Below are 12,394 nucleotides of genomic sequence, written 5' to 3' on the forward strand. Positions count from 1 at the left end.
TGTGACCGCATCCCGAGCCGAGGCCGCCTATTCGCGCGCTGCCGCGGCTTTCCGCACCCCGACGCTCGACCTCCTGCACGGTCGATTCGCTCCGTTCGTCGTGGCCACCCTGTCGATCCTCTTCACCGCCGATCGGGCATCCGTGCCCATCGCCGATGCGCACGCCGAACTGGGGGAGATCCTCGAAGAGCTCCGCTCGGGAGACGAGGACGACGAACGTCGGGTCCCCGTCGGCACCGGTCGCGACGTCGGCCGCAACTGGGTGCGCCTCGGATGGCTCGTGCAGCAGATCGACGATGACGTCGAGGTCTATCGACTCTCCGCGCATGCGGTCGAAGCCCTCGAGATCGCCGGTCGCACCGGCGGCGGGCGCACGCGCGTATCGAACTCCCGCGTGCGCACGCTGCTCGAGGCGGTCGAGAACCTCGCCGACAGCGCTGAGGTCGATCCGGCGCGGCGACTCGAACGACTCCATCAGGAGCGCGCGCTGCTCGACGCCGAGATCGCCCGCATCGAGACCACCGGTGCCGCCGACCCTCTCGACGACGACGAGCTGCTGGAAGAAGCCGAGAACGTGCTGCACCTCGCACGTGAGCTCCCCGCGGACTTCACCCGCGTCGCCGAATCGCTCAAGGCCATGCAGCGCGACGTCGTCGCTCACCTGCGCCGGGACGAGCGCCCCACGGGAGAGGTGCTGCGCGAATACCTGCAACGTGCCCGCGACGTCATGCAGTCGACGCCCGAGGGTCGCGCCTTCGCCGGTGCGCTGCGCCTGATCGGCGACCCCGAGCGCATCGACGCGCTCACCGACCAACTGCACTCCCTGCTCCGGCAGCCGTTCGCCCTGATGCTCGACGCCACGCAGCGTGCAGAGCTCGACGCGATCGGACGACGCGTGGAGCTCGGCGTCGAAGAGGTGCTCGCCGCCCAGCGCCGCGCCTCGCACGTCATCACCGGTCAGGTGAAGACGCACGACCCGCTGCGCGACCGCCAGGTCGACGACCTGCTCCGCGACGTCATCGCCGGACTCCACGTGTGGGACGGCCGCGGCGCCGCCGAGCCCGTGCGCAGCCTTCCGCTCATCGACCTCGGCCATCTGCGCCAGACCGTCAGCGACATCCGCCCGCCGGGTGCGCCGGCACCGCTCGCGGATGCCGAGGACGTCGAGTTCCCCGACCGCGACACGAGGGCGTGGGGCGGGCCCCGCTACGCCGAGCTCGAGGAGTACGTCGCCGGTCTCGGCGAGGAGTTCGACCTCGGTGCCGCTTTCTCGGACACCGCCAACGACACCCGTCGGCCGGTCGATCTGCTCGGCCTGCTCGAGATCGCCCACCGCAACGGCATGACCGAGCACGATGAGGTGTCGATCGTCGAGGCCCTGCGCCCCGACGGCACCGCCCGCCGGTTCGCGTTCGGCGCGGTCACCGCGCGCACGACCAAGGAGGACGTCCATGAGTGATGGGACACAGGTCCAGGACGAGTCGCCGATACAGGACGACGAGCCGTTCATCTCGCCCGTCGCGATGGAGGACGACCTCGAAGAGCACTTCCCCGGTGACCGGGGGACGCTCGACCCCGAGGTTCGCCGCGTGCTCGTGCACATCCTCCAGCGTCGGTTCCTCGCCGCAGACCGCAGCCGCCGCGAGTGGGCGCTGCTGCTCGAGCACCAGCAGATGATCGAGTCACGCTTGAACGACCTGTACCTGCGTCTCGTGGTCGACCACGGTCGAGGGCTCGCCTACAAGCAGCAGCTGCGCTCCGACGAGATCGACATGCCCGTGCTGCTCAAGGACACCCCGTACTCCCGCGCCGAGACCCTCGTGCTCGTGCACCTGCGCACGGTCTACCAGCGCGAGTCGGCGGCGGGAGAGGCATCCGTCCGCATCGACATCGAGGACGTCGAGCAGACCGTCCTCAGCTACTTCACCGAGGTCGACGGCAGTACGGCGCGCCAACAGCGCGCGATCCGCGCCGCCATGGAGCGACTCGCACGTGAAGGCATCGTCGACGAGGAGACGACGGGCCGCTACCGGATCAGCGCCCTCGTCGAGGTCGTGCTCAGCGCGCGCACGCTGAAAGAGCTCAGGGACTGGCTGCGCACACAGGAGGTCGCTGCACGATGACGATGGTCGACACGCTCTTCGGACTGATCCCCGCCGGCACCCGCGGTCAGCAGTGGGTGGCAGAGGACCTGCAGCTCGTCAACTGGGGCGGCTACGACGGCGGCCCGCACCTGGTGCGGTTCTCGCCGGGCGCGACGCTGCTGTGCGGCGGTTCGGGCTCGGGAAAGTCCACGCTCATGGATGCCTACATCGCGCTGATGATGCCGCACACGACGCCCTTCAACGGCGCGTCCAACGGCGGTGTCACCGGTCGTCCCCGCGGCGACGAGCAGCGGAACATCCTCTCCTACGGCCGAGGCAAGATCGACGAGTCCCGCACAGAGGAGGGCACGAAGCTCCGAGTCCTCCGCGGCGATGGCGAGGACACCTGGAGCGCGATCGCCGTGACGTGGCTCGACCACGACGGCTCCCGTTTCACCGCCGTGCGCGCCTGGTACATCCCCGCGGACGCCCGGACCCTCGAGGACACCGTGCGCATCCGCGCGACCGTGCACGGAGCGTTCGACCTCGGCCTGCTCGAGAAGGCGGCATCCCAGAGGCTGTCCGACGCCTCCGTGCGGGCGCTGGGCCTGGAGACCCTCGGCACCGACCGGGAGTTCTCGGCCCGACTGCACACCGTTCTCGGCATCGGCGCCGCAGGCTCCGGAGCGAAGGCGGTCAGCCTGCTCGCCCGCATCCAGGCCGGTCAGCAGATCACGACCGTCGACGATCTGTACAAGCGGCTGGTTCTCGAGGAGCCCGAGACGATGGCCACGGCGGATGCCGTCGTCGCCCACTTCGACGAGCTGGAGAGCACCCGAACCCGGATGCTCACCGCCAAGCAGCAGGTCAACGCCCTGGAGCCGATCCGCGGGATCACAGAGAAGCTGGCGGCCGCCGCCGAGCGGGTGCGGCTCATCGACGAGGTCGGCGTGTTCGCCGAACCCTCCTCGCCGGCCGCGCTCTGGAGCGCACTACGTCGCCTCGACCTGCTCCGCGAGGTCGAGGGGGAGCTGCGCGACCGGACGCGCTCTCTCGAACTCGCCGTGCGCGAGAAGCGCGCCCTGATCGACGCGGCCGAGGTCGAGCGCGACGGTCTGCTCGACGTGCTGCGCCAGTCGGGCGGCGACCGCTTGGAGACCGCGCAGCGTGAGCGCCGGGTGGCCGTGCGACGGCTGGACGAGGTGCAGCGCGAACGCGACCGCCTGGACGCGGTGCTGGGAGAACTCGGCACCGAGGTCTCGACGGCCGAGCAGTTCGAGGAGATCGTCGCGGCGGCCCGCACCGCGCAGCCGAAGGCCGAGCTCCGCCAGGCGCGCGCCCGATTCGCCGAGACCGAGGCCGAGCGTCGCGCCGCCGAGCGCGAGCTGCACCGTGTTCGCGAGGAGCGCACTCAGGCCGACTCCCTGCACGGCAGCATCCCGCCCGCGCTCGACGCCTCGCGGGCCCTGCTCGCCGAGGCCGCGGGACTCGCGGCATCCGATCTGCCGTTCGTGGGTGAGCTCGTCGAGGTGCGGACCGAGTTCGAGCCGTGGCGGGACGCCTTCAACCTCGCCCTCGGCGGGTTCGCGCGCACCCTGCTCATCGACGCAGAGCACCTCGACCGCTTCCGCGCCGCGATCAACGCGGTGCGCACACCGGAACGGCTCGCCTATGAGGCCGTGCAGACCGGAATCGACGAGCGGCGCCTCACCGACACGGCGACCCTGCCCGGCCGACTCGATTACCGCTCCTCGCCGTTCACGGGCTGGTTGCAGCAGCGGCTTCTCGATCGGTTCGGCTTCGTCTGCGTCGACTCCTCGGACGACCTCCGCGCGCACGCGAAGGCGCTGACGATCACCGGCCAGCTCTCCACGGGCAGCCGGGGCGCTCACGGTGGGCAGGGCCGGGCGAACGTGCTCGGCTTCTCGAACTCGCGTCGTCTGCGCGAGCTCGACGAGCAGATCGATGGGCTCGAGACCCGGCGCGAGGAACTGGCCCGTGCGGCTGCCGATGCGGAGGCGGCGCTCGATGAGCTCGGCACGCGCTCGACGGCGTTCGCGAAGATCGAGGACCTCACGTGGGAGCAGGTCGACGTCGAGGCGGCCACCGCTGAGCGGGATCGCTGGCTCGCCGTCGAGGTCGAGGTCACCACATCGAACCCGGAGATCGCTCATCTGCGCGACCAGACCGAGCGGCTCAGGGCGCGTGCCGGCCAACTGCGCGACGAGAGCGCGCGACTGGCGAACGAGCTCGACCAGACCCGCGAGCGCTGGGGATCGGTCACCGACGACGTCGACGCGTGCCAGCGCGTGATCGACGCCGCCGAGGCCGACGACATCGTGCTCGACGACTCGCACTCGAGGTTCCTCGACGACCGGTTCCTGCTCGACGAGTCCGGTGCGTCCGAGTCGACCGCGGCCGAACGGCTCGCGCGTCTCGACGGTGCGCTCCGCACCGCGGTGCAGCGCCTCGACGAGGATCGCCGGGCGGCGACCGAGGCGCATCACGAGCAGCGCGAGAGCATGCGCCGCCTCATGACCGGCTTCCTCGAGAGGTGGGACAGCCTCACGATCGTTCCCGACCCCGACGAGTCGGTCGCCGAGTTCGAGAGCATCCTCGATGCGCTGCAGACCAATGGGCTGCACGAGCTCGAGGCCGAGTGGCGCGACAGCCTGCTCAAGCTCTCCGGCAACGACCTCACCAGTCTGGACTCGACGCTCGGCCGCTCTCTGCGCGAGATCAAGGACCGCATCGAACCCATCAACCGGATCATGGCGGACCTGCCGTTCTACGACGACGACCATCGGCTGCAGATCACCCCGCGCGAGAACCAGTCCGAGGCGCGCAAGCGCTTCCGTCGCGAGCTGCGCGAGGTGCGCGGACTCATCGACGCCGCGGTGACGGATGCCGATCGGGAGAACGTGTACCGCCGGATGAGCCGCCTGATCGGCCGCATGCGTCGCACCGCTCCCGACTTCGCCGAACTCATCGACGTGCGCAACCACGTGCGAGTGAGTGCGGAGCGGGTGCACGCCGTGACCCGGCAGCACGTCGCGCTGTACGACCACATCGGCGAGAAGTCGGGCGGGGAGTCGCAGGAGCTCGTCGCGTTCATCGTCGGCGCGGCCCTGCGCTACCAGCTCGGGGATGCCGGTGCCCCGCGTCCCCGATACGCGCCGGTGTTCATGGACGAGGCTCTCATCAAGGCTGACGCGCACTTCACCAAGCGTGCGATCGGCGCCTGGCGTGGACTCGGCTTCCAGCTCGTCATCGGCGCCCCGAACGACAAGTACAGCGCGATCGAACCGCACGTCGAGGTCGAGTACGACATCCTCAAGGACACCCGCGGGCGCTCCTGGGCCAAGGCGAAGGTGGGGCTGCCGACGCAGTCGTGATCGCGGGGCACACTCGACCCATTCCCGAGCGAGTGCTGGGTTCTCCGTGCTCTGCGAGCTTCCGCTGAACGTCGCTACGCTGACGCCCCCGCTGAGCGCCGACGCCCCTGCTGGCACACGTGATTCAGCGGGGGCGTCGTAGCCCAGCGGGGGCGTCGGCGGCACCGCGCGAGCGCGCCGCCCGGGACGTACGGACTCAGAGCACGACGACCTCGTCGTCGGGGATCTCCTCCCAGCCAGACACGTCGATCCCCGTCGTGGCGACGAACTGCACGCCGTCGTCGGTGCGGGTGCGGAACAGGCGGTTGTACACGTCGACCTCGTCGGCGGTGAGTGACACGCCTCGTCGGGCGAGGGCGTCGACCGGGGCGGGGACCGTGCCGCGGGATGCGATGACCACGAGACGACCCTCGACGATCAGCATGGCGTTCAGGCACGCGGCAGGATAGAGCTCCCTGACGGTATCCACTCCGCGTCGGATCCGCTCCCGCAGCTCCCCTCGGCCCGAGGCGAGCGCCCGGAGGACCAGCGACGCGTACAGCTCACTGTCGCTCGTGCCGCGCAGGTCGCGACGCTCCGCCGCCGACAGGGCCGCGAGGCCTGTGGCATAGGGCACGAGCGCTCCGTTGTGCATGAACGCGAGGTCTCCGCGAGGGAACGGCTGCAGATTCTCCGGCGTGACGGGCGAGCCGCTACTGGCGAGGCGCAAGTAGTACAGCGCTGCGGTGCGAGGACTCATCGACGCGCTTCGGAGGTCGGATGCCGTGGGCCCTGATGCGCTCCGCAGCGGTCCCTTCCCCTCTACGCCGGCGCTGCCCCAGCCGTCGCTGTGCACCTCCGCGAGGGCGAGGAACTGCTCCCGGACGGCATCGGGGAGGCGCGTCGGGGACGCGGATCGGAGGGCGAGCATGCGCGACATCCGGACTCCTCAAGATTGGATCCACTTGTGTTATGTTTGGATCCTACCTAGTTCAGGGAAGGCTCATGGACTCGATCTCAGAGGCGAACACGCCGACCTCCGATGCGGATGCATCCCATGCCGCGTCTTCGACGGGTGCCCCCGTCACCCTCGTCGGTGCGACCGTCGACCGCACGGTCGACGTCGTCCTGGAGCGGGAGCGCACGGCCGGCGCGATGCTCTCGCGACATCTCAACGCCGCAGGCTCTGCTCTGCCGTCGCTGCATGTGGTCGAGACCGTGGTCGCGCACCTCCGACTCGAGGAGTCGATGGGCGGATACGAGGCGGCGGCCCTGGCCCGTCCGCGCGTCGAGGCCGTCTACGACGCCGCAGCGGAGCTCATCGGCGCGCACCGCGACGAGATCGCCCTGATCGACAGCGCCTCGTCCGGACTCCGCGTCGTCCTGGACGCGCTTCGGTTGCGTGCGGGCGCCCGGATCATCGCGACCCGCGCGACCTACGTGAGCCACGCGCTGCACCTCATGACGCTCTCCAGGGAGGAGGGCGTGGTCCTCGACATCGTTCCCACCGGTGCGGATCAACGTACCGACCTCGCAGAGCTGGAGCGGATGCTGCAGAGCGGTCCGCCCGCCGTCGTGACCGTCGCCCACGTGCCCACCTCCTCGGGCATCGTGGAACCCGTGATCGAGATCGGCGCGCTCGTGGCGCAGTACGACGGCTTCTTCGTGCTGGATGCCACCCAGTCCGTCGGGCACCTCGCGATCGACGTGCGGGAGGTGGGCTGCGACGTGCTCGTCACCACCGGACGCAAGTTCCTCCGGGCCCCGCGCGGGACCGGGTTCGTGTACGTCCGCTCGTCCGCCATCGCGCGGCTGCTGCCCACGGCCCCGGACGTCCGCGCGGCGCACTGGACCGAGCTCTCCGACTGGGACGTCGACGGCACCGCCCGCCGGTTCGAGACCTGGGAGGCGTCGATCGCCGGGCGACTGGGACTGGGCGCGGCTCTCGAGGAGGTGCTCGAACGGGGGATCGCCCCCACCGAGGCATGGCTCACCGCTGTCGGTCGTCGGGTGCGCGCGGCACTCGCCGCCGTGCCGGGAGTGCGGGTCGCCGAGCCCGTCGACACTCCCTCCGCGATCGTCACGTTCGTCGTCGACGGGATCGCCTCCGCCGACGTCGTCGCCCGTCTCGCCCAGCAGAACGTCCGGGTCGTGTCCGTGCCGGCCACGCACGGACAGTGGGACCTCGGCACTCGGGGCATCCCCGCGGTCGTGCGGGCATCCCTCCACGTGTACAACGACGAGAATGACATCGCGGCACTCCTCGAGCACGTCACCGTCATCGCCGGGGAAGTCGCGGAGAGGGCGTGAGCGCTGTGGAGACCGAGGTCGTCGTCATCGGACTCGGCGTGCACGGCAGCGCGACCGCGGCGAGCCTCGCCCGTCGAGGCCGACGCGTGATCGGCATCGAGCAGTTCGCGCCCGAGCACGTGCGCGGCTCCTCGCACGGTCGCACGCGCATGATCCGGCGGGCGTATCCGAACCCCGTCTGGAACGGCTTCGTCGCGCAGGCCTACGACGCCTGGCGCGCGCTCGAGCGCGAGAGCGGACTCAGCCTGATCCGCACGACCGGCGGCGTCTACGCGCACCGCGGCGACTCGCAGCTGCAGGGACCGGACTGCGAGCGGCTGCCGACTGCGGCGGCGGTCGCCGACCGGATGCCTGCGCTGCGGATCCCCGAAGGGTACGGCGCGGTCCTCGACCCCGCGGCCGGCGTCCTCGAAGCATCGACCGCCCTCCTCGCACTGCGCGATAGCGCTCGCCGGCACGGCGCCGAACTGCGCTTCGGCGATCGTGTGCAGGGGTGGGCGACCGACGGCGATGGAGTGGTCGTCACGACCTCCGCCGGGACGATCCGTGCGGACCGCCTCGTCGTCGCAGGTGGTCCCTGGATGGGTCGGCTGCTCCCCGAGCTCGCCCCGTTGCTCGAGGTCTGGCGGATCCTCACACTCACCGTCGCCCCCGGACAGGCGATGGCACGACCGCCGCAGCTCGGGGCGTTCTCGGTGGATCGCCCAGAAGGGCTCGTCTTCGGCATCCCCGATGTCCGAGGCGGCGGACTGAAGATCGGAATCGATGCCGGGAGGGTCTGGGATCCGGCGGAGCCGGTGGCACCGGCCGAACCGGAGGAGATCGCCGAACTCCGTGCCCTCATGGAGGCCTATGTCCCCGGGATCGACACCACCGCCTACGAGGCGACGGCCTGTCTGTACACGATGACCGAGGACAAGCGGTTCATCATCGGCACGCTCCGCGAGACCCCGCAGGTGGTCGCGGTTTCGGCGTGCTCCGGACACGGCTTCAAGTTCGGCGCGGCGGTCGGCGACGCCGCGGCCGACCTGGCCACCGGCATCCCCCGGCCGGATCTCGACTTCCTCTCCACCGCCCGAAGGGGGCTCTGACATGTCCATCGCTCTGGCCGCCCCGCACGCCGAGGCCGTCGCCGCGGGCGAGCGCGCCGTCGCCCGCGGCGGGAACGCACTCGACGCCGCGCTCGCCGCCGCGATCATGCTCACCGTGGTCTACCCCCATCAGTGCGCGATCGGCGGCGACCTCATCGCGCTGGTGCGCGCTCCCTCCGGGGAGACGACCGCCGTGATCGGGGCCGGCACCGCGCCGGCCGCGATCGAGAAGGTCTCGTCCGCCTGGTCGTCGATGCCGCGTCAGGGCGCACACTCCGTGACGGTGCCGGGCATGCTGGGCGGATGGTCGGCCATCGCCGGTCTCGGCGCGCGCCACGGGCTCGACGCAGCCCTCCGCGACGCCGCCGGGATCGCGAGGGGCGGCGTCGTCGTCAGTGCGGGTCTCGCCAGGGCGATCGACTCGCGTGCCGACGCGATCCTCGACGATCCGGGACTGCGGGGCGTCTTCGCGCCTCAGGGTGTGGTGTTCGGAGAGGGCGACAGCTACATGCAGCCGGCCCTCGCCGACACTCTCGATCGCCTCGCCGTCGATCCGACGGCCTTCTACGAGGGCGACGTCGCTCGGGCTATGGCCGCCGCGCTCCGCGAGGCGGGCGGGGTGCACGCCGACGAGGACTTCGCCGGATTCCGCGCCGAGCTGCTGCCCGCCCTCACGACGCGCGCCGGCGGGCGCTCCTGGTCGGTGGCGCCCCCGCCCTCGGCGGCCGCGCTCATCCCCGCCGTCGTCGCCGCGGGAATCGACGGCGACGGCCGTGCCGACGACGAGCTCCTCGTCGCGGCGGCGGTGCGCGGCGTCGCCGCGCGCAGCGCCCATCTCGGAGACCCTCGTTCCTCCGCCGTCGACCTCGAGGCCCTGCTCGATCTCACGGGTACCGCGCGGGAGAGCGCGATCAGGGAGAGCGCCGCGAGCGGCGACACCGCGTCCGTCGTCGCCACCGACGACGACGGCTGGTCGGTGACGATCGTCCAAAGCGTGTACTTCACGTTCGGCGCGGGCCTCCTCGATCCGGCGACCGGCGTCCTCTTCCACAACCGCGGCGGGGCGTTCTCGCTCGAAAAGGGCTCTCCGGCGCTGCTGGGACCGGGCGCACGTCCGCCGCACACGCTGTGCCCGCTCATCGTCGAGGACGAGGAGAACCTCGTGATCGCCGGCTGTCAGGGGGGCCGCGCACAGCCGTGGATCCTCTCGCAGCTGTTCGCCGACCATGCGGCGCTGGCCGCGCCCCTCGCCGAGACCCTCGCGAGGCCGCGGTGGATCGTCGGCGATGTCGACCTCGGCTACGACCGGCTCACGCTCGCCGCCGAGCCGGGAGTGCCGGCTGCGGTCCTGCACGCCGCCGAGACGCAGAGCATCCCCTCCGCAGACCTCCCCGCCCTCGCCGATGTCGCCGGGCACGTCCAGCTCGCCCGTCGTACCCCGTCCGGCCTCGAAGCCGCCAGCGACCCCCGCGCCGACGGGCGCGGGATCGTCATCCCCGTCTGAGAAGCATCCCGTCCGAGAATCTAGGAGTCCGCATGTCCGCACGTCACTGGAGCGATCCGATCACCCCCGCCGAGATCGCCGAGATCTCCGCCCTCGTGCGGGCTGACGACCGCATCGGCGAGCGTCCGCGCTTCTGGGGCATCGCCGTCGAGGAGAGTCTCGCGCGTGTGCTCGCCGACGACCAGGGCCGCCCCGTGCGCCTGGTCGTGATGAATCCCGATGAGCATGCCGCCTGGGAGGTGACCGGCTGGACGTCGGGCAGCGACCGCGAGGCCGTGATCTCGGGGTGGAGCCCCGTCGATGCCAAGCGTCCCGGTGTGTCGTCCGACGAGGCGCGGATGGTGGCCGTCGCCGCGAGGGAGAACCCGCTCCTGAAGGAGGCGCTCGCCAAGCGCGGCATCCACGACACGTCCCTGGTCTGGGTCGACCCGGAGTCGATCACCGGTTTCGAGCCGGCCGGCTACGAGGACCGTCGACTCTCGTGGGGATCGGTGTGGCACCGGGAGACCCCCGACGACAACGGCTACGCCCGCCCGGTCGCAGGGCTCGTGCCGATCATCGATCTCGAGACGTTCGAGATCATCGAACTCGAGGATCACGGCGTCCTGCCGATGGCCAGCGAGACGGGCAACTACCGCTCCGGCACCTGGGGTCCTGACCGCACGGTCGCGCCGCTGGAGATCACGCAGCCTGAAGGCCCGGGGTTCACGGTCGACGGGCACCTGGTCAGCTGGCAGGGATGGCAGTTCCGCCTCGGTTTCACGCACCGCGAGGGTCTTGTGCTGCACGACGTCTCGTACCGCGACGGAGAGGTCGACCGCCCGATCCTCAAGCGCGCCGCGATCAACGAGATGTACGTGCCGTACCTCGACTCCGACCCGACCGCCTACCGCAAGAACTTCTTCGACTGGGGCGAGTACGGCGCGGGCCCCCTGACGGCGTCGCTCGAACTGGGCTGCGACTGCCTGGGTGAGATCCGCTACTTCGACGCGCACTACATCGACGGCTACGGCGAGGCGAAGACGATCGTCAACGGCATCTGCATGCACGAGGAGGACGACTCGATCCTCTGGAAGCACGTCAACACCCGTACCGGCGAAGCCGATGTGCGGCGCCACCGCCGCCTGGTGATCTCGTTCTTCGCGACGGTCGCGAACTACGACTACGGCTTCTACTGGTCGATCTATCAGGACGGCGCGATCGAACTCGAGGTCAAACTCACCGGCATCCTGTCGGTGTCGGGCATCGACGACGGGATCGAGCCGGCCTTCGGCCGGATGGTCGCCCCGAACGTGCAGGCGCCGACGCACCAGCACTACTTCGCCATCCGCCTCGACACCGCGGTGGACGGCCCGAAGAACCGCCTCGTCGAGATGCACGCCGAGGTCGAGGAGGACGAGGAGCTCAACCCCTGGGGCAACGCCGTCAAGATGGTCGCGACGACGATCGCCTCGGAGAAGGATGCCGCCCGGAAGACGGATGCCTCACGCGCGGTGCACTGGCGGGTGGAGAGCACCGAGCGCACGAACCGCTACGGTGAGCCGACCTCGTACAAGATCTCGCTGCCGAACACGACGCGTCTGTTCGCACGGCCCGGCAGCGTCGTCGAGCGCAAGGCGCCGTTCGTCGCGAACCACCTGTGGGCATCGGCCTACGAGCCGACCGAGCGGTTCATCGCGGGGGAGTACCCCAACCAGGCGCCGTTGAGCGCCGAGGGGATCACGGCCTGGCAGGAGGCCGACCGGTCCCTCGACGGCGCCGAGCTCGTGGTCTGGCCCGTGATCGGCGTGCACCACTACGTGCGGCCGGAGGACTGGCCGATCATGCCGCTGCACCGCATCGGCTTCCGCATGGAGCCCGACGGCTTCTTCGACCGCAACCCCACGCTCGACGTGCCGCCGTCCGCACCGAAGGCGCACTGCCATGCGGCGCCCCAGGATGCTCTCGGTTCGGCCCACGGTGCCCACGGTTCTCATGGCTCGGCGCTGCCGATGGCCTCCGGACACGGCGTCGCCTGCCACTGCGACTGAG

At 70.8% G+C, this 12,394-nt stretch carries 8 protein-coding genes; 7 read left to right on the plus strand and 1 reads right to left on the minus strand.

Features of this window, described 5'->3' with window-relative positions:
- Position 1 precedes the first annotated feature (1 nt).
- Genes ACI3KS_RS02770 through ACI3KS_RS02780 form a run of 3 tightly spaced genes read left to right on the plus strand, consistent with a single transcriptional unit; the run spans position 2 to position 5,479 of the window.
- Positions 2 to 1,459 (plus strand): DUF3375 domain-containing protein, encoded by a 1,458-nt coding sequence (locus ACI3KS_RS02770; RefSeq protein ID WP_404914966.1) that lies wholly within the window; start codon positions 2 to 4, stop codon positions 1,457 to 1,459.
- Positions 1,452 to 2,123: a DUF4194 domain-containing protein gene (locus ACI3KS_RS02775; protein ID WP_404914968.1), complete on the plus strand. Its 672-nt coding sequence runs from the start codon at positions 1,452 to 1,454 to the stop codon at positions 2,121 to 2,123. The genes ACI3KS_RS02770 and ACI3KS_RS02775 overlap by 8 nt, the downstream gene beginning before the upstream one ends.
- Positions 2,120 to 5,479: an ATP-binding protein gene (locus ACI3KS_RS02780; protein ID WP_404914970.1), complete on the plus strand. Its 3,360-nt coding sequence runs from the start codon at positions 2,120 to 2,122 to the stop codon at positions 5,477 to 5,479. The genes ACI3KS_RS02775 and ACI3KS_RS02780 overlap by 4 nt, the downstream gene beginning before the upstream one ends.
- A gap of 196 nt (positions 5,480 to 5,675) precedes the next feature.
- On the opposite strand, the gene ACI3KS_RS02785 is transcribed toward ACI3KS_RS02780, so the two are convergent.
- Positions 5,676 to 6,398 carry a class II glutamine amidotransferase gene (locus tag ACI3KS_RS02785; RefSeq protein WP_404914972.1) on the minus strand — a complete coding sequence of 241 codons (723 nt, stop codon included), beginning with the start codon at positions 6,396 to 6,398 and terminating at the stop codon, positions 5,676 to 5,678.
- 65 nt (positions 6,399 to 6,463) lie between these two features.
- Here ACI3KS_RS02785 and ACI3KS_RS02790 point away from each other — a divergent pair, with 65 nt between their 5' ends.
- Genes ACI3KS_RS02790 through ACI3KS_RS02805 form a run of 4 tightly spaced genes read left to right on the plus strand, consistent with a single transcriptional unit; the run spans position 6,464 to position 12,393 of the window.
- Positions 6,464 to 7,768, plus strand: a complete 1,305-nt coding sequence (locus tag ACI3KS_RS02790; protein WP_404914974.1) for an aminotransferase class V-fold PLP-dependent enzyme — start codon at positions 6,464 to 6,466, stop codon at positions 7,766 to 7,768.
- The gene (gene solA / locus ACI3KS_RS02795; RefSeq protein WP_404914976.1) at positions 7,765 to 8,859 is read left to right on the plus strand and encodes an N-methyl-L-tryptophan oxidase; all 1,095 of its coding nucleotides are present in this window, start codon (positions 7,765 to 7,767) and stop codon (positions 8,857 to 8,859) included. Before ACI3KS_RS02790 ends, solA begins: the two co-directional genes overlap by 4 nt.
- 1 nt (position 8,860) lies before the next feature.
- On the plus strand, positions 8,861 to 10,363 hold the full coding sequence (locus ACI3KS_RS02800) for a gamma-glutamyltransferase (RefSeq protein WP_404914978.1): 1,503 nt from the start codon (positions 8,861 to 8,863) through the stop codon (positions 10,361 to 10,363).
- A 32-nt stretch (positions 10,364 to 10,395) separates the two neighbouring features.
- Entirely contained in the window at positions 10,396 to 12,393 is a 1,998-nt protein-coding gene (locus ACI3KS_RS02805) for a primary-amine oxidase (RefSeq protein ID WP_404914980.1), read from the plus strand.
- The last annotated feature ends 1 nt before the right edge of the window (position 12,394 follow it).

It is taken from the genome of Microbacterium sp. ZW T5_45, assembly GCF_044987415.1.
Lineage (GTDB): Bacteria > Actinomycetota > Actinomycetes > Actinomycetales > Microbacteriaceae > Microbacterium.

Coding starts and splice junctions, on each gene's coding strand:
- ACI3KS_RS02775 (WP_404914968.1), top strand. CDS start 1,452: ATGAGTGATGGGACACAGGTCCAGGACGAGTCGCCGATACAGGACGAC.
- ACI3KS_RS02780 (WP_404914970.1), top strand. CDS start 2,120: ATGACGATGGTCGACACGCTCTTCGGACTGATCCCCGCCGGCACCCGC.
- ACI3KS_RS02785 (WP_404914972.1), bottom strand. CDS start 6,398: ATGTCGCGCATGCTCGCCCTCCGATCCGCGTCCCCGACGCGCCTCCCC.
- ACI3KS_RS02790 (WP_404914974.1), top strand. CDS start 6,464: ATGGACTCGATCTCAGAGGCGAACACGCCGACCTCCGATGCGGATGCA.
- ACI3KS_RS02800 (WP_404914978.1), top strand. CDS start 8,861: ATGTCCATCGCTCTGGCCGCCCCGCACGCCGAGGCCGTCGCCGCGGGC.
- ACI3KS_RS02805 (WP_404914980.1), top strand. CDS start 10,396: ATGTCCGCACGTCACTGGAGCGATCCGATCACCCCCGCCGAGATCGCC.